Origin of the sequence: Desulfobacter sp. (genome assembly GCA_028768545.1) — a bacterium.
In the GTDB taxonomy this organism is placed as follows: Bacteria; Desulfobacterota; Desulfobacteria; order Desulfobacterales; family Desulfobacteraceae; genus Desulfobacter.
Genome location: CP054838.1, coordinates 3,463,540 through 3,481,588, shown reverse-complemented (window position 1 = coordinate 3,481,588; position 18,049 = coordinate 3,463,540). Strand labels below are relative to the sequence as shown.

Here is an 18,049-nt window from a genome sequence, read left to right as displayed (position 1 = left end):
CCATGGCCGCATCCCAAGATATCCCCACCCGGTTTCTTACCCTTTTAGAAGATTTATCCCAGTATCTTAAGGTCCAAAGGGAACTTGGCAACCAGGAGATCGTTTTATCCCAAAGATCAAAAAAAACCATTGATTCCTGGACGGGTTCTGCCTGGCAAAATCAGCGGTTTATCGGCCGCGGCCCCCTTGATGCCAAACTGATGATCGTGGACAGCGAGGCAAGTTTTTTTGAAGGTCCTTCAGGGCAGCTGCTTGTTAAAATTTTATCTGCCATGCATCTTCGCACAGAGCAGGTGTATATCTGCAATGCAGCAGATCCTGAGCAGATTGGTTATCATGTGAAAACCCACGGCACCCAATTCATTGTCACTTTAGGTGAAAACGCCTATAGGGCTTTGGTCGACAAAAAAAAGAATCTAAAAGAGGTTCGAGGCTGTTTTATTCCCTTTAACGGGATCCGACTCATGGCCACCCACCACCCTAAAGCACTGATTAAAAATCCTGTGCTCAAGCGGGAGGTCTGGGATGATATGAAACAGGTCATGTCCGAGGCCGGGCTATAGATCATGCTGGTCAAAGGATTTATCCAGACCCTTGAAGCAGAAAAAGGGTATTCTGCCCACACCCTTCGGGCCTATCGGTCAGATGTCCTTGATTTCATGGGTTTTTGTCTTAAAATAATTTTTGCCCAAGAGTCATGGACCGAGGATGATTTTAAAAAAAAGGCCGGCCAGGTGGACAAACAAATTGTCCGTAAATACCTGGCATTGATGGTCAATAAAAAAAAATCCAAGGCCACCATGGCAAGGCGGCTTTCAGCCCTAAAGTCTTTTTTTGATTATATGGTCAGGTCAGGGGAGATCAAAATCAATCCTGCCGATGCCATTCCATTTCCTAAAAAGGAAAAAAAAATCCCCCAGTTTCTCTGTATTGATGATCTGTTCAGGCTCTTGGACGGTATAAAGACCGATTCCTGGATGGACAAACGAAACCTTGCCATGTTTGAAACCTTTTATTCAACCGGCATGCGTATTTCTGAAATTCACGGTATGAACATCAAAGATATTGACTTTAAAACCCAAATGATTAGAGTCTTTGGCAAAGGAAGTAAGGAAAGGGTGATTCCGGTTGGCCAAAGGGCATTGAACGCCATTAAATATTACAGGACCCAAATTTTGGAACCCGGAGAGGCGGTATTTTTGAACAAAGACCATCGACGGCTGAGCCAAAGGTCCATCCGCCGCATTCTTGACAAGATAGTTCAGGAATGCGGACTTGAAACTAAAATTTCACCCCATACCCTAAGGCATTCTTTTGCCACCCATATGCTGGATTCCGGTGCTGATTTAAGAGGGATCCAGGAAATCTTAGGCCATGCAAGCCTGTCGACCACACAGATTTATACCCATGTGAGCATGGACAGGTTGATGCAGGTATATGACAAAGCACATCCCAGGAGTTGAGAATATGACCAATGAAACATTTCACGGCACCACCATTCTTGCCATGCGCCGTAAAAACACGGTAGTGGTGGCAGGTGACGGCCAGGTGACCTTGGGCAATATTGTGACCAAACACAAGGCCAAAAAGGTCCGCCGAATTTATAATGACAAAATCATCACCGGATTTGCAGGCGCCACGGCAGATGCCCTGACCCTCTCTGAAAAACTTGAGCAAAAACTTGAACAATACAACGGCAGTCTGACCCGGGCATGTGTGGAGCTTGCAAGGGAATGGCGCACGGATAAATATCTGCGCCGCTTGGAAGCCATGATGATTGCCGCGGACAAGGACAATACCTATCTGCTTTCAGGCAACGGAGATGTGATTGAACCTGATGACGGGGTGATCAGCATTGGTTCGGGCTCCATCTCTGCCCAGTCCGCAGCCATTGCATTGAATGAAAACACCCAGATGACCCCCAGACAGATTGTTGAAAAGGCCATGAAAATAGCCGGTGATCTGTGTATATACACAAATCATCATATTACAATCCAAGAAATAGAATCATAAACAAGGGAATTTAGGGCAAGTAACCATTGCCCAGCGAGACATTTTAAGATGAAAGATTTAAAACCCCAGCAGATCGTTACCGAACTTGACACCTATATTATCGGCCAGAATGATGCTAAAAAATCTGTGGCCATTGCCCTTCGAAATCGATGGAGGCGCAGGCAGCTTGAAAAGGATCTCCAGGATGAGATTGCGCCTAAAAATATTATTCTCATCGGCCCCACAGGTGTGGGCAAGACCGAGATTGCAAGACGCCTGGCCAATCTTGCCGATTCTCCTTTTTAAAAGGTGGAAGCCTCTAAATTTACCGAAGTCGGATATGTGGGCAGGGATGTGGAATCCATGATCCGGGATCTGGTTGAACTCACCGTGAACACACTCAGGGTAAGGCAGCAGGATGCGGTACAGGAAAGGGCCGGTAAAATTGCCCAGGAACGAATTTTAGATCTTCTCTTGCCTGATGCGGATTCTTCAGGGCATCCTTTTGAAAATAAATCACAAGATCTTCCTCCAGAAGAAAAGGCCAATGCCGGTACCCGGGAAAAGCTGAGAAAAATGCTGTTAAACGGCAAACTGGACAAGCGCAAAATTGACCTGGATGTCACGGATAAATCATCCCCCATGGTTGAAATTTTTTCAAATACGGGCATGGAGGAAATGGGTATCAATGTCAAGGATATGCTGGGCAATCTCATGCCGAAAAATACGAAAAGGCGGCATCTGACCGTGAAAGAAGCCCTCAAGATTATCACCCAGGAAGAGGCTGGTCTTCTGGTGGACATGGAACGGGTTAAAACCGACGCCATCACCATGGTTGAGCAGGCAGGCATTATCTTTATCGATGAGATTGACAAGATTGCGGGCAAGGAAAAAAGCCAGGGACCCGAAGTTTCCAAAGAAGGAGTGCAGCGCGATCTTCTGCCGATTGTAGAGGGCAGCTCCGTGCCCACCAAATACGATACGGTTAAAACAGACCATATTCTATTTATTGCCTCGGGCGCTTTTCACGTGTCAAAACCATCGGATCTGATTCCTGAACTCCAGGGCAGATTTCCCATCCGGGTGGAACTCAACTCCTTGGGCGCCAATGAGTTTACACGAATCTTGACCGAGCCGAAAAATGCATTGGTGCTTCAGTACATTGCCCTTTTGAGAACAGAAGGGGTGAATTTGAGTTTTACCCAGGATGTCATAGAAAAAATTGCTGACATTGCGGTTGAAGTAAACGCCAGTACCGAAAATATCGGAGCAAGGCGGCTGCACACCCTCATGGAAAAGTTATTGGAAGATATCTTGTTCCATGCACCTGATGTGGATGAAAAACAGATCAGTATTGATGCCGAGTTTGTGTCAAAACAGCTTATGAATATTGTAAAAGATGAAGACTTGAGCAGGTATATCCTATGAGCCAGACCGTTGCAGACATTTTAATCGAGGCCCTGCCTTATATCAGGCAATTTTCCAATAAAACCGTTGTGATTAAATACGGTGGCCATGCCATGGTGGACGAGCAGTTAAAGCAGGATTTTGCCAATGATATTATTCTGCTCAAAACCATTGGTCTCAATCCTGTGGTGGTTCACGGGGGCGGACCCCAGATCAACGAGGTGCTCAAGGCCATGGGTATCACCTCCACATTTATCCGGGGGATGCGGTATACGGATGATGCGACCATGGATGTGGTGGAAATGGTTCTGGGCGGAAAGGTCAACAAGGATATTGTTGCACGGATCAACAGGGAAGGGGGCCGTGCGGTGGGACTCACCGGCAAGGACGGAGGATTGATCCTGGCCGAAAAAATGAAAATTTATGTTCAGGAAAACGGGGATAAACCCCCTGAAATCATAGATCCGGGCATGGTTGGGGATGTGGCACGGATTAATCCTGAAATTATTCACACCCTGACCACCCAGGGCTTTATCCCCATTATTGCGCCTGTGGGCATCGGCAGCAAAGGAGAGACTTATAATATCAATGCCGATGTGGTGGCCTCACAGATTGCAGCAGCTCTCAATGCCGAACGGCTCATCCTGGTGACCGATGTGGACGGGGTGCTGGATGGGAACAAAAAACTGGTCTCTTCCGTGGATGACGGCCAGATAAAAAAAATGATCCAGATCAAAGAGATCAGCGGCGGGATGATCCCAAAAGTCGAATGCGGGTTGTCCGCCTTAAAAGCAGGGGTGAAAAAGTCCCATATCATCAATGGAAAAATTTCCCATGGGGTGTTGCTTGAATTGTTCACGGATTCAGGCATTGGTACTCAGTTATTTACACAATAGAAAGGGAAAAACGTGAGCATTCAAAATACAGAAAATTATATTTTTAAAACATATCTTCGCCAGGGCCACCCCTTTGTAAAAGGAGAGGGCTGCAAGTTAACAGATGACCAGGGAAAGGTTTACACCGATTTTCTGGCCGGCATCAGTGTCTGCAATCTCGGGCATTGCCACCCGGCCATCACCAGAGCGATCAAAGCCCAGGCATCCACCCTGGTTCATGTTTCCAATCTTTTTTATACCCAGCCCCAGGCCCAACTGGCCCAGGCTTTGGTTGAAAAAAGCTTTGCAGACCGGGTGTTTTTTGCCAATTCCGGAGCTGAGGCCAACGAGGCGGCCATCAAACTTGCCCGAAGGTACTTTTACCAAAAAGGGGACAAAAACCGGTTCAGGATCATTACGATGAACCAGAGTTTTCACGGTCGTACCATGGCCACTTTAAGCGCCACAGGCCAGGACAAAATCAAAAAAGGGTTTTCTCCTCTGCTTGAAGGGTTTACCCATGTGCCGTTTAATGATATTAATGCCCTTAAAAACCAGATGGACGACACGGTATGTGCGGTTCTGCTGGAACCGGTGCAAGGAGAGGGTGGAGTTGTTCCGGCAAATCAGGAGTATCTTTCCAAGGTGCGACATCTTTGCAATGAGACCGGCACCTTGTTGATTCTGGATGAGATCCAGTGCGGCATGGGCAGATGCGGTACCTTGTTCGCCCATGAGTCCTATGGGATCACCCCGGATATCATGACCCTGGCCAAAGCACTGGCCAACGGCATTCCAATCGGTGCAATGCTGGCCACCTCAGAGGCGGCCAAAGGGTTTGATTTGGGCAGTCACGGCACCACCTTCGGGGGGACCCCGCTTGCCACAGCTGCCGCCCTTGAAGTGCTGACCCTTATTTCAGATCCAGGTTTTCTTGAATCTGTCAGAGAAAAGGGAGCGTATTTTAAAACCAGACTTTTAGAGTTAAAAAAGAAATACTCCCAGGTTAAGGATATCAGAGGAAAAGGGCTGTTGCTCGGCATGGCCCTTGAGCTTGAACCTGGTATAGGTGCCGGCGATTTTGTTGCGGGATGTTTTAAAAAAGGATTTATAATTAACGGCATTCAGGATAAAATTTTAAGGTTTGCACCGCCCTTAATTATAGAAAAACAAGATATTGACCGACTAGTGGCAGCATTAGAGAGCCTGCTTATGGGGGAAAACCATTGAAAAAAGATTTATTATCCTTGCTGGATCTTGAACTGAATGATTTTGAACATTTGTTTGAGCGTGCTATAAAACTAAAAAAAAGGCACCAAAAAGGGATATTAGAATCCCTTTTGGCCGGGAAAACCCTGGGCCTGATATTTGATAAAAAGTCCACAAGGACCCGGATCGCATTTGAAACAGCCATGATTCAGATGGGGGGACACCCCATTTATATGTCCACCCAGGACACCCAGATTTCTAGAAATGAACCGGCCAAGGACACGGCCCGTGTTCTGTCCCGGTATATTGACTGCCTGGCCATGAGAACCTTTGACCATGACCTGGTAGAAGAATTTGCCGCAAGTTCTACAATTCCGGTAATCAATGCCCTGACCGATTCTTTTCATCCCTGCCAGATTCTAAGCGATATCATGACGGTGATCGAGCATAAAGGCGGATATAAAGGGGTCAAAATCGCCTGGGTGGGGGACGGCAACAATGTGGCAAATTCCTGGATCAATGCGGCAAGTGTGCTAGGTCTTGACCTGTCCCTTGCCTGTCCTGAAAAGCACCCTATTAAATCAGAAATCCTTGACGCTTCAGGTGCTGACACCATGGACAATATCCAGTTGACCAACGATCCCAAAGAGGCCGTGAAAAATGCAGATGTGGTCTATACCGACGTCTGGGCCAGCATGGGCGAAGAAGAACAGCTTGAAGGACGGTTGGCCGCTTTCAAAGGGTTTCAGGTGAATGAGACACTTTTAAAATCAGCCAAATCAGATGCACTTGTGCTTCACTGCCTTCCGGCCCACAGGGGAGAAGAGATTTCAGAGTCTGTTCTTGAAGCTGAAAACGGTGCATTCTGGGACCAGGCTGAAAATAAAAGGCATATGCACAAGGCCATTTTGGAAAGCCTGATTTTAAAATAAGGATCAAAATAAGGTAGATTAGATTCATGAGTGAAAAATTATGGGGCGGCAGATTCTCCCAATCCACTGATAAATTGGTGGAAAAATTTAATGCATCCATTGATGTGGACAAACGACTCTATCCCAGTGATATTAAAGGCTCCATTGCCCATTTAAAAATGATGGCCCACAAGGGGATGATCACCGCTGATGAGGCCAAGACGCTTGTCCAGGGGCTTAAGACAGTAGAAACCCAGATGGATCAGGATAAAATTTTGCTGTCAGACAGCCTTGAAGATATCCACATGCACGTGGAATCAGCTTTAGGAGAGGTCTGCGGCAGGGTGGCTAAAAAACTTCATACCGGCCGGAGCAGAAACGACCAGGTGGCCCTGGATATCAGAATTTACCTGAAACAAGAAACCCTGAACATCATAGAGATGCTCAAAGGATTTCAGGCCGCCATTGTCCGCCTGGCTTTAAATCACAAAGAAACGGTGATGCCGGGGTATACCCATATGCAGCGGGCCCAGCCCGTTCTTTTTGCCCACCACCTTCTGGCCTATTACGAGATGATCAAAAGGGATGTGCAACGGTTTGAAGATTCTTTAAAACGGGTGGATGTTATGCCCCTTGGAGCTGCGGCCCTGGCCGGCACGACCTTCCCCATTGACCGGCATTATACCTGTGACCTGCTTGAATTTGCCCGGGTCTCTGAAAACAGCATTGATTCGGTATCGGACCGGGATTTTGTCATGGAATTCATTTCCCATGCCTCAATCTGCATGATCCATCTGTCCAGGCTGTCAGAAGAGCTGATCCTCTGGTCTTCCTCTGAATTTTCCTTTATTACCATTTCCGATGCGTTTACTACGGGGTCTTCGATCATGCCCCAGAAGAAAAATCCGGATGTGGCCGAGCTTGTCAGGGGTAAAACCGGCAGAGTGGTGGGAAATCTTGTGGCCATTCTTATCACCATGAAGTCCTTGCCCATGGCCTATAATAAAGATATGCAGGAAGACAAGGAACCCTTGTTCGATACCGTAGACACCTTAAAAATTTGTACAGAAGTGTATACGCGGATGTTTGATAATATCGAGGTTCACAAAGAGACCATGCGTCAGGCATGCTCCCAGGGATTTTTAAATGCCACGGATTTTGCCGATTACCTGGTAAACCATGGAATGCCGTTTAGGCAGGCCCATGCCGTTGCAGGCAAGGCCGTTGCCTTTGCCATAACCCGGGACAAGGAATTGGACGCTTTAACCCTGGATGAAATGAAAATGTTTTCAGACCTTGTGGACGAGGATATCTATGAATTTATCTGTCTGGATCAGATGATTGCAAGGCGGGTATCATACGGCGGCACAGGATTTGACAATGTGGCCCATGCCCTTGAAACGGCAAAAAAGGAGCTTAATCTGTGATCTGTTTTAAGAAAAGACCTTCTGTCCTTTTGGCTTTACTGATATTGATCCTGGCCATTGCCATAGGGTGCGGCAAAAAAGGCATGCCCCTTGCCCCCCTGACACCGGGCAATATCCTGGCGGCTCCGGCCAATCTTTCATATACACTCAAGCACAGACAGGTGATTTTAAACTGGACCCATGAGATTGACCCTGAAAATGCTAAAATACCCCCGGAAGGGTTTGAGCTATTTGTTGCGACCAAAGCCCTTGAAGGATGTGAAGGATGCCCTTTTATTTTCAAATCTGCAGGCAAGGTTTCCATGCCCGCCAAAAGCTTTACCTATGATCTTGATCAGGATCTGCACTATTATTTCAGGATCCAGGCCATGGGTAAAAACAATATAAAGAGTCAATTTTCCGATACCTTGTATATTGATTTTCCATAAGATATGCAAACCTGGAACACGGCATACCTGAGCATAGGTTCAAACCGGGGCAATAAGCTTAAAAATCTTTCTTTGGCCATTCAATGCCTTGAAAAAGACAAGGGATTTAAGGTCGACCAAGTGTCAAATTTTTACAAAACAGCGCCCCAGAACTATACGGACCAGGACTGGTTTATAAATGCCGCTGTCAAAATTGCCACCCTTTATACCCCGAAGATCCTGCTCGACCAGCTTAAATTGATTGAAAAAAAGCTGGATAAAGAGGGCAAGCCGTTCAGGTTCGGGCCAAGAATCATAGACCTTGATATTATTTATTACAGCAACTTGGTCATTAAGACCAAAGATCTTGAACTTCCCCATCCCAGGATGCATGAAAGATGCTTTGTCTTAAAACCTTTGTGCGACATAGGAAAAACTCAAATTCATCCAATTTTAGGACTGGGTCCGGATGAATTGCTAAAACAAATACAAACAGATCAGGCTCAGGCGGTAATACCCCTGGACCAGGAGGAGATTCGTGAAATTTTTTATTGATACAGCCAACATCGACCAGATCAAGGACGCCAACAACATGGGCATGGTGGACGGGGTCACCACAAACCCCTCGCTCATTGCAAAAGAAGAGGGCGAGTTCAAGGATATCATCACCCAAATCTGCAGCATTGTAGAGGGCCCTGTGTCAGCAGAGGTGATCAGTCTGGAATATGACGGCATGATCAAAGAGGCCAGGGAACTTGTCAAAATTGCCGACAATATCACCGTTAAAATCCCCATGACCGTCGAAGGGCTCAAAGCGGTTAAAACCCTTTCCTCGGAAGGGATCAAAACAAATGTTACCCTGGTTTTTTCAGCACTCCAGGCACTCATGGCTGCCAAAGCCGGGGCCACCTTTGTTTCCCCTTTTGTGGGACGACTTGATGACCTTGCCCAGGAAGGCATGGGCCTGGTTGAAGAGATCGTCCAGATTTTTGCCAACTATGATTTTAAAACAGAGATCATTGTTGCCTCGGTCAGAAGCCAGCTCCATGTGTTGGATTCCGCCCTCATGGGTGCAGACATTGCCACCATTCCCTATGGCGTGCTTAAAAAACTGGCAGGCCATCACATGACGGACAAGGGCATTAAAGCCTTTCTTTCAGACTGGGAAAAAAAGAATAAATAAATGATCAGGCCGGAAAAGCTAAAAGCCCTGGTGTTGACCCCTAATTTTATCACCATTTCAAGGATTGCTGCGGTTCCTGTGATCGTGGTCCTTTTGATGTATGAAAACAGGATCACCACCTTTATATCCGCCGTATTGTTTTCTCTGGCCTCAATTACCGATTATCTGGACGGTTATCTGGCACGGACCCGGGGGCTTGTCACCAGCCTTGGAAAAATTTTAGACCCGCTGGCAGACAAGATTCTGGTTTCATCCTCTCTGATCATGCTCACCCAGCTTGGGTTTATCCCGGGATGGATCACCTGTGTGATCATCGGCAGGGAGTTGAGTGTCACAGGCTTAAGATGTGTGCTCATTGAAAAATCCCAGGATGTTCAGGCCTCATGGCTGGGTAAATACAAAACCGGATTTCAAATTGCGGCCATCATCCCCTTGCTTGTCCACTATCCCTATTTTGGCGTCAATTTTAATGCCATTGGAGAATTGTTCTTATATGGTGCCTTGATATTCACGCTTTGGTCCGGCCTTGATTATTTTTTCAAGGCCAAAAAGTTTCTGATTTAGCTTTTTTTTATTGACAAAAAACAGAGACCCATATATAAATCACTTTTGTTGCTGAGCGGGAATAACTCAGTGGTAGAGTGCGACCTTGCCAAGGTCGAAGTCGCGGGTTCAAATCCCGTTTCCCGCTCCACACATGGCGGCTTGGCCAAGGGGTAAGGCAACGGCCTGCAAAGCCGTTATTCTCCGGTTCAAATCCGGAAGCCGCCTCCATAAAACATCAAAGGGTTTCAGAAATTTTTCTGAAACCCTTTTTTAGTGGGGAAATATTTATTCATCCACACCCATCCCCATTTTTGAATAAATCTGTTAACATCTAAAATTATTAAAATCGTACATTATATGCAAAAGGTATAGCCAACTGGCCTTTTACATATATTAAAACCTGATCTATTGACATCTCTAAAGAAGTTAATAGGTTAACGATATGGAAAAGATAGCGCACCAATATGATGTAAATGAATCTTTCCCTATGTTGATAGCCAATTGTGAAAAACACATGCGGGAGAGTTTAAATCAACGATTTCGTGCTGCCGGATTTAATATCACGACTGAAGTGGGTGTTTCTTATTCATTTAAGCCAGCCGGATGGTATCTCCTAACAGGAGTTAGCCAACCGGTATAACAAAAGCAAAGTGTCTGCCCTGAATTTAATTCAAAAGCTTAAAAAAGAGCCCTATGTTATTCGCAGACCAGATCCTGTTGACAGGTGAGCCAAACGGATTTATTTAACATCCAAAGGGCGCAAACTGGTCCAGACGCTGATTCCTCTGGCCAAGACCAATATTCAATCCATGAGCAAAAATATTTCTGCTGCACAAATCGAGGTCTTAAAAAGCATCCTAAGGACAATTAAAAAAAATTTGATAAAATAAAGTCTTTTAGCCAAATTAGTTAACACCATAACTAATGCCACGCAGGTTACAAACCACATTTAACTGAAATGAAAGGGGGAGGAGATGTCAAAAGAAGAAATCAAATGCCCGGTAACCGGCGCATCAAAAGCATCCATCGCAGGCAGAGGCACATCAAATCAAGACTGGTGGCCGGATCGGTTAAATCTTAAAATTCTTCATCTGCATTCTTCCAAGAGTAATCCCCTGGGAGATGATTTTAACTACAAAGAAGAATTTAAAACCCTGGATTATGAGGGGATTAAAAAAGATCTTTATGCGCTGATGACAGATTCTCAAGCCTGGTGGCCTGCCGATTACGGTCACTATGGGGGACTGTTTATCCGCATGGCATGGCATAGTGCCGGTACATACCGAATGAACGACGGCCGCGGGGGTGCCGGATCAGGTAATCAGCGTCTGGCACCGATCAACAGCTGGCCTGACAATGTAAACCTTGACAAGGCAAGGCGGCTGCTTTGGCCGATCAAAAAAAAATACGGCAATAAAATTTCATGGGCAGACCTGATGATTTTGGCTGGCAATTGTGCGCTTGAGTCCATGGGGTTCAAAACATTTGGTTTTGGGGGCGGGCGTGAGGATATCTACGAGCCCGAAGATGACACCTATTGGGGAACTGAAACAGAATGGCTCGATGACAAACGCTATTCCGGAGACCGGGACCTTGAAAACCCCCTTGCAGCTGTTCAGATGGGCCTGATTTACGTAAATCCGGAAGGCCCCAACGGCGAACCCGATGCGGTGGCTTCCGCCAAAGATGTCCGGGAGACCTTTGCAAGGATGGCCATGGATGATGAGGAGACCGTTGCCCTGGTGGCCGGTGGTCACACCTTTGGCAAATGTCATGGTGCGGGCAGTCCAACCCATGTGGGCCCCGAACCTGAAGCTGCTGACATTGAAGAACAGGGACTGGGCTGGACGAGTAAATTTAAAAGCGGCCACGGGGATGACACCATCAGCAGCGGTATAGAAGGTGCCTGGACCCCAGATCCGGTTCAATGGGATATGGGATATTTTGACATGCTGTTCGGCTATGACTGGAACCTGGTAAAAAGTCCGGCAGGGGCCTATCAATGGGTACCGGTCAGCCCGAATGAAAAGGATCTTGCCCCTGCCGCCCATGATCCGTCAAAATGGGTGACCACCATAATGACCACAGCGGATCTTTCTCTTCGAATGGACCCGGTTTATAAAAAAATTGCCCAACGGTTTCACCAAAATCCAGATGCATTTGCTGACGCATTTGCAAGGGCCTGGTTTAAACTGACCCATCGGGATATGGGCCCACGGTCGCGATATCTTGGCCCCGAGGTTCCCAAAGAGGAACTGGTATGGCAGGACCCGGTTCCTGCAGTAGATCACGACTTAATTGATGCTCAGGATACGGCTGATCTTAAGGCTAGGATTCTGGCCTCGGATCTGTCGGTTTCCCAACAGATCTCAACTGCCTGGGCATCGGCGTCCACCTTCAGGGGTTCGGACAAACGCGGCGGGGCGAACGGGGCCCGTATCAGGCTTGCGCCGCAAAGAGACTGGGAGGTAAATCAGCCTGAACAACTTGCCGGTGTTTTAAAGATTTATGAGGGTATTCAAAAGGAATTTAACGCGGCCCAATCCAACAACAAAAAAGTCTCTCTGGCAGACATGATTGTCCTTGGCGGATGCGCTGGGGTTGAGCAGGCTGCCAAAAATGCAGGGCACAAGGTTATTGTTCCGTTTACCCCTGGAAGAACAGATGCCTCCCAGGAGCAGACAGATGCGTTTTCATTTGCCGTGATGGAACCAAAGGCCGACGGATTCCGGAATTACCTTAAAACCAAATATGCAGTATCTGAAGAAAAAATGCTGGTGGATCGTGCCCAGCTGCTGACCCTGACAGCTCCTGAAATGACAGTTCTCATTGGCGGCCTGCGCGTTTTAAATGCTAATTTTGAGCAGTCCGGGCATGGGGTTTTTACAGCCAACCCTGGCGTATTGTCCAATGATTTTTTTGTCAATCTTCTGGATATAGGTATTCAATGGAAACCCACACCCGAAGACGACAATCTATTTGCCGGCCATGACCGTGTAACAGGAGAGGTTAAATGGATTGGTACCCGGGTGGACCTTATTTTTGGCTCAGACTCTCAACTGAGGGCCATTTCAGATGTCTATGGATGCCAAGATGCCCAGGAAAAATTTATTAAAGATTTTATTGCCGCATGGGACAAGGTTATGAATCTTGACCGTTACGATCTTGAGCAATAAAGATGCTGTAAATTCATAACAAAAGATGCCTTTGGCCGATTGAATATCGGTCAAAGGTATCTTTGAATGAACATTTAATGAGATGTTTTTTACGCTGAATTGAACAGCCAGGAAATTTTCAGATCTGACCTTGTCAATGAGATAGGTGTTTTCGTATAAAATTTTACACAAAAAGATACTTTCCTTGACTAAAAATAAGATAATTACTAACGTGTCACCTGCTTTAACCCATAAATTCAAACAAAGGAATAAGGCTTAATTTAAGCTTATGAGTTTTTCGCAAAAAAATTTGGACGGCCAATGACTCGTGAAGAAATCGTGAAGGCCGTGACCGAGCCTGAATCAATTACGGATACAGAAAAAAAGACCGTGGTGATTTCTTCATCTTCAAAAGCTGATTTTGCAAAAATTGCCAAAAGCCATAACCTTGAACAAGGCACAAAACAATACCAGATTATACGAGGGCGTTCAAAATTCTGTGTCAGTTGAATCAAAGCTGATATACTCAGCTAAATAAGGAGAACTGACATGACCGAAGACAACACCGAATTTAATTTTCAAAAAGCTCTTAAAGGTATTTAGGAAGGTAAACCCTTCACAGGTAAGGGCGGCGTCCTTACATCATTAATCAAAAATCTTGCTGAAGCTGCTCTTGAAGGAGAGTTGGAGTCCCATCTCGGGCAGGAAGTTTCTGCCAACCGCCGTAATGGAAAAAGCAAAAAGACCATTAAATCCCTGGATGGTAAATTTGAGCTGGAAACCCCGCGTGACAGGGCCGGAACCTTCTCTCCACAGATCGTCAAAAAACATCAGACAACGCTCAGCGATGAAATTGAAAGAAAGATAATAGCCCTTTACGGCCTGGGCATGAGTTATAATGATATGGCTTCCCATTTACAGGAAATCTATGGACTTGAGATTTCAAATGCCACTCTGAGCACCATTACCGATAAAATCATCCATACCGTCAAAGAATGGCAGGCCAGGCCGTTGGAAAATGTGTACCCAATCGTATGGCTTGATGCCATACATTATAAAGTACGAGAAAACGGAAAGGTCAGCAGCAAAGCCGTTTACACAATTCTTGGGGTGAATATCGAGGGCCGCAAAGAGGTTCTTGGGCTGTACATATCCGAGAATGAGGGTGCGAACTTCTGGCTGCAGGTGTTAACAGACCTTTCAAACCGAGGGGTAAAAGATATCCTGATTGCCTGTGTTGATGGTCTAAAAGGTTTTCCCGAGGCCATTGAGACCATATTCCCGGACACAGAAGTTCAACTCTGCGTAGTCCACCAGATCCGAAATTCATTGAAATACGTTGGTTCCAAAAATAAAAAGGAATTTATGGCAGATCTAAAACGTGTTTATAAAGCGGTCAATAAGGATCTGGCCGAAGAAGAACTGGATATCTTGGAAAATAAATGGAATGACAAATACCCGATTGTGATAAAATCCTGGCGGAACAACTGGGAACGCCTCAGTCATTTCTTTAAATATCCAGAAGAGATTCGACGGATAATATACACCACAAATACCATTGAGGCTGTGCATCGACAGTTTCGAAAACTGACCAAAACAAAGGGATCATTCCCGAACCAGGACAGCCTGTTAAAGCTGCTTTACATGGGGATCCAGAACGCCAGTAAAAAATGGACAATACCGATTCAAAATTGGTCACTGACAATTTCCCAGTTGGCAATTTTCTTTGAAGGCCGGCTGGATAAAGAGCTGGGAATTTGATAGGGATTTATTTACAGATGGAAAAGATGGTTCCAGGAACTCCACTCCAGCAAAAGTCAACTCCTCCGACGTGGCTGATTGAAGGCCCATTCTCGGACCTGACTTTTACTTCCGCTGGCGCTGAGGCAGATCCGGGAACCGAAACCGTGACACAGAATTCTGAACATTCCCGATTATACATTTGTTTTGTGAAGAAAAAAAAGCCACTTCCGTTGATGCTCGGGTATTGGTTAAAAGAATTCAAGGGTTAAGTGATGAACAGCTCAAAATTATTGAGATGATTTGTTTTAAAAGAGAATATACGGTCAAAGATATATTGGAATTTGTTCAATCCATAAAAAAATTTGGGACTGAAAGAATTCTGGCACTTCGTGTCTTTGCAGATATTGACGGGGTGGGCCCCGGTCCTTTGAACCAGTTTTTTACAACGACTTTGGTTAAGGGCCAGCGGGGCAAAATAGGAGAAGAAGCCTATACAGAAGAGGTCAAAGAGAAGATGATGACCCCGGATTAGGTAAATGTATTTTACAATATCTGCTCTTACGTTGAGGATATTACCCCGAGAACGGCCATTTCCCTTCTTCCTAAGGTCAGGCTGTTAAAACAACAGCACGCCCAGTTTATCAATGTTTTTTTTAAAAAAGGCGCCTTTTTTGGAGACCAGCTCATAGATGATGAGACTATCCTTGGGTTCGTTAACCTCTGGCTGAGCTTGCCCGAAGTCAATGATCCCAAAACTATTAAAAAATTAATCAAAAAACTTTCTCGGCAGTCCCAAAAAAAGAATAATTTTCAATATCTTATTCATGCATTTAAAGAAGCTACGGGCAAAGAAAAACCCCCTGGGAAAATCGCCACCGGGATTCGAATTTTCTGGGGATGAGGCTTTAATCGAATTCCCCTTGTTTTAAAATCAATTGTCTTGCCCATTTTTTTCTTGAGATAACCGGCTAAATCTTTTATGGTCAGCCATCTAAGCCTGTTTATAGCGTGTCATATCATTGTAAAAACCGAAAAAAGGAGAGTAGGCATGAAAATTCTGGTTGGATACAAGGGAAGTAATGTGGGTAAAGATCTGCTTGACCTTGCAACGATCCATGCCCGGGCATTTAAAGCAAGTGTCCTGGTTGTCACCTCAATGAAAGAAGGGGCTGAAACAGATCAGGAGATGATTTCCGATGCTGAAAAAAATTTGGAGCAGGCCCAGAATTTTTTTGATGAAAAAGGGGTGGACTGTAAAACCCATCTGCTCATTCGAGGCCTTGATCCGGGAGATGACATTGTTGCCTTTGCCAATGAAAAACAGGTGGATGAAATTCTCATTGGCGTCAAAAGCCGGTCCAAGGTTGGTAAGCTTTTGTTCGGATCCACTGCCCAGGCCGTTATCCTTACCTCAGACTGTCCGGTTGTTTCTGTAAAGTAAGATTGTGGTCAATGGATACCAAAAGGATATAGATTCAAGGGTAAAAAAGGAAAATATGGCTATTGAGTTCAGGGATTTTTTCCCTGCCCGTAAACGGAAAAAAAAATAGTCAGATAATAGAGGAGTCACCTATGAAGCTAAAATATTTTTCCCACTCTGCATTTATGATCACGACAGATAAGTCAGAGCAAATCCTGATAGACCCATTTTTGGATAATAACCCCACATCCCCTTGCCCGGCCGCTGATGTGGAGGCCGATTATATCCTTTTGACCCATGGACACGGAGATCATCTGGGCGATACCATCTCCATTGCCCAGCGGTGCGATGCCCTGTGCATTTGTGAAAACGAACTGGCAAATTATGTGGGAGCCAAAGGCATCAGGGTCCATAACATGCACATTGGCGGAGGATTTGATTTTGAATTCGGCAGGGTAAAGCTGACCCAGGCCTTTCACGGGTCAGTCACTCCGGACAACCTATGCCATGGTACGGCCACAGGACTTTTGATTCAAATTGATGATATTGTTTTATATCATACCGGAGACACCGGATTATTTTCAGATCTAAAACTCATCGGCCAATTGAACGATGTCCATACCATGATGGTCCCCATAGGAGATAATTTTACCATGGGGATTGAGGATGCCGTAAAAGCCTGTGAATTTGTCAACCCAGCCCAGGTGATTCCCATGCATTACAATACTTTTCCTGTGATCCAGGCCGACCCTGATCTGTTTTGTGACAAAGTCAGGACCCTCAATATATCCTGCCAGGCCATGGCATTTGGCCAGGAAATAACCTTAAAAATTTAAGACACCCAATCCCTTACATGGACATTCTCAAACAATTTAAGGCCTTGTCCGATCCTACCCGGTTGAGGCTTGCCCATATCCTTGATCATTTTGAACTCAATGTAAATGAAATCGTTTCTATTGTGGACATGATTCAGTCCGGGGTATCCCGGCACCTTAAAATACTTCTTGAAGCAGGACTTGTGGCTTCCAGAAAAGAGGGAAGTTATATTTATTATTCGGCAAAGAATACAAAACAAAGCCAGGATTTGGTCTCTCTTGTCCGCGCCCGGGTGGAAAATGATTCCGTGTTCCGAGGAGACATCAGCCGGGCGGAACAATGTATTCTTCTTCGAAAAAGCCGTGCCAAACGCTTTTTTAGAACCGTGGCCCCCCAATGGGACCGTCTGAAAAAAGAGGTTCTCGGCGAATTTGATCTGAACAGCCTGTTCATTGAAAATGTAATGAATCAAAATATTATTGCCGACCTTGGCTGCGGTACAGGAGAACTGCTCGAGCACTTTCTCGGTCAGTCTAACGCCCCCCTTATCGGTGTGGATGCCTCACCTGAAATGCTCGAACAGGCAAGAATCAAACTGCCGGAACGTTCCTGCCTGGAGCTTCGTTTGGGGGAACTTGAAAATTTGCCCATGAGAGACCAGGAAGTGGATACGGCCGTGATGAGCATGGTATTACACCATATTTTCGAGCCGGAAAAATCCATTCAGGAAGTTTTTAGGGTGCTTAAACCCGGCGGCATCTTCCTTTTGGCTGATTTTTTGCGCCACGACCAAGAAGAGATCCAAAAAATTATCGGCGGCACCTGGCTGGGGTTTACCCGAAAGCAGATTCAAAACTGGCTATTATCCTGCGGGTTTACTCTGAAAAGCGATAGTCTTTTTCCTGTTGAAAAAAATTTAAGTATTACATTTTACCTTGCACAAAAATAGAGGACTTTT

The 18,049-nt window shown here is 45.7% G+C and carries 17 protein-coding genes, 2 tRNA genes and 2 pseudogenes; all 21 read left to right on the top strand.

The window, feature by feature from the left end:
• Positions 1–2: 2 nt before the first annotated feature.
• Complete coding sequence (locus HUN05_16875; protein ID WDP86586.1) at positions 3–563, top strand: uracil-DNA glycosylase; 561 nt, start codon at positions 3–5, stop codon at positions 561–563.
• Between the two features lie 3 nt (positions 564–566).
• Positions 567–1,463 (top strand): tyrosine recombinase XerC, encoded by an 897-nt coding sequence (locus HUN05_16870; protein WDP86585.1) that lies wholly within the window; start codon positions 567–569, stop codon positions 1,461–1,463.
• 4 nt (positions 1,464–1,467) lie between these two features.
• Positions 1,468–2,013 carry an ATP-dependent protease subunit HslV gene (gene hslV, locus HUN05_16865; GenBank protein WDP86584.1) on the top strand — a complete coding sequence of 182 codons (546 nt, stop codon included), beginning with the start codon at positions 1,468–1,470 and terminating at the stop codon, positions 2,011–2,013.
• Between the two features lie 48 nt (positions 2,014–2,061).
• A pseudogene (gene hslU / locus HUN05_16860) lies at positions 2,062–3,420 on the top strand (ATP-dependent protease ATPase subunit HslU).
• Entirely contained in the window at positions 3,417–4,295 is an 879-nt protein-coding gene (argB, locus tag HUN05_16855; protein WDP86583.1) for an acetylglutamate kinase, read from the top strand. The pseudogene hslU and the gene argB overlap by 4 nt, the downstream one beginning before the upstream one ends.
• A gap of 12 nt (positions 4,296–4,307) precedes the next feature.
• Positions 4,308–5,504, top strand: coding sequence for an aspartate aminotransferase family protein (locus HUN05_16850; protein ID WDP86582.1), 1,197 nt, complete (start codon positions 4,308–4,310; stop codon positions 5,502–5,504).
• On the top strand, positions 5,501–6,415 hold the full coding sequence (gene argF / locus HUN05_16845; protein ID WDP86581.1) for an ornithine carbamoyltransferase: 915 nt from the start codon (positions 5,501–5,503) through the stop codon (positions 6,413–6,415). The genes HUN05_16850 and argF overlap by 4 nt, the downstream gene beginning before the upstream one ends.
• 26 nt (positions 6,416–6,441) lie before the next feature.
• Positions 6,442–7,821: an argininosuccinate lyase gene (gene argH / locus HUN05_16840; protein ID WDP86580.1), complete on the top strand. Its 1,380-nt coding sequence runs from the start codon at positions 6,442–6,444 to the stop codon at positions 7,819–7,821.
• On the top strand, positions 7,821–8,249 hold the full coding sequence (locus tag HUN05_16835; GenBank protein WDP88111.1) for a hypothetical protein: 429 nt from the start codon (positions 7,821–7,823) through the stop codon (positions 8,247–8,249). The genes argH and HUN05_16835 overlap by 1 nt, the downstream gene beginning before the upstream one ends.
• 3 nt (positions 8,250–8,252) lie before the next feature.
• Entirely contained in the window at positions 8,253–8,783 is a 531-nt protein-coding gene (gene folK / locus HUN05_16830; GenBank protein ID WDP86579.1) for a 2-amino-4-hydroxy-6-hydroxymethyldihydropteridine diphosphokinase, read from the top strand.
• Positions 8,767–9,411, top strand: a complete 645-nt coding sequence (gene fsa / locus HUN05_16825; protein ID WDP86578.1) for a fructose-6-phosphate aldolase — start codon at positions 8,767–8,769, stop codon at positions 9,409–9,411. Before folK ends, fsa begins: the two co-directional genes overlap by 17 nt.
• Positions 9,412–9,975 (top strand): CDP-diacylglycerol--glycerol-3-phosphate 3-phosphatidyltransferase, encoded by a 564-nt coding sequence (pgsA, locus tag HUN05_16820; GenBank protein WDP86577.1) that lies wholly within the window; start codon positions 9,412–9,414, stop codon positions 9,973–9,975.
• Between the two features lie 55 nt (positions 9,976–10,030).
• Positions 10,031–10,105, top strand: a tRNA-Gly gene (locus HUN05_16815).
• Positions 10,106–10,110: 5 nt separating this feature from the next.
• Positions 10,111–10,185: transfer RNA gene (locus HUN05_16810), tRNA-Cys, on the top strand.
• Positions 10,186–10,931: 746 nt separating this feature from the next.
• A complete protein-coding gene (gene katG, locus HUN05_16805; GenBank protein ID WDP86576.1) occupies positions 10,932–13,133 on the top strand; it encodes a catalase/peroxidase HPI in 2,202 nt (733 codons plus the stop codon).
• 300 nt (positions 13,134–13,433) lie between these two features.
• Entirely contained in the window at positions 13,434–13,622 is a 189-nt protein-coding gene (locus tag HUN05_16800) for a hypothetical protein (protein ID WDP86575.1), read from the top strand.
• Positions 13,623–13,661: 39 nt separating this feature from the next.
• Positions 13,662–14,873 (top strand): annotated as a pseudogene (locus HUN05_16795) (IS256 family transposase).
• 226 nt (positions 14,874–15,099) lie between these two features.
• Entirely contained in the window at positions 15,100–15,387 is a 288-nt protein-coding gene (locus HUN05_16790) for a hypothetical protein (GenBank protein WDP86574.1), read from the top strand.
• A gap of 516 nt (positions 15,388–15,903) precedes the next feature.
• The gene (locus tag HUN05_16785; protein WDP86573.1) at positions 15,904–16,296 is read left to right on the top strand and encodes a universal stress protein; all 393 of its coding nucleotides are present in this window, start codon (positions 15,904–15,906) and stop codon (positions 16,294–16,296) included.
• 131 nt (positions 16,297–16,427) lie between these two features.
• On the top strand, positions 16,428–17,111 hold the full coding sequence (locus HUN05_16780; protein WDP86572.1) for a metal-dependent hydrolase: 684 nt from the start codon (positions 16,428–16,430) through the stop codon (positions 17,109–17,111).
• Positions 17,112–17,128: 17 nt separating this feature from the next.
• The gene (locus tag HUN05_16775; protein WDP86571.1) at positions 17,129–18,040 is read left to right on the top strand and encodes a metalloregulator ArsR/SmtB family transcription factor; all 912 of its coding nucleotides are present in this window, start codon (positions 17,129–17,131) and stop codon (positions 18,038–18,040) included.
• The last annotated feature ends 9 nt before the right edge of the window (positions 18,041–18,049 follow it).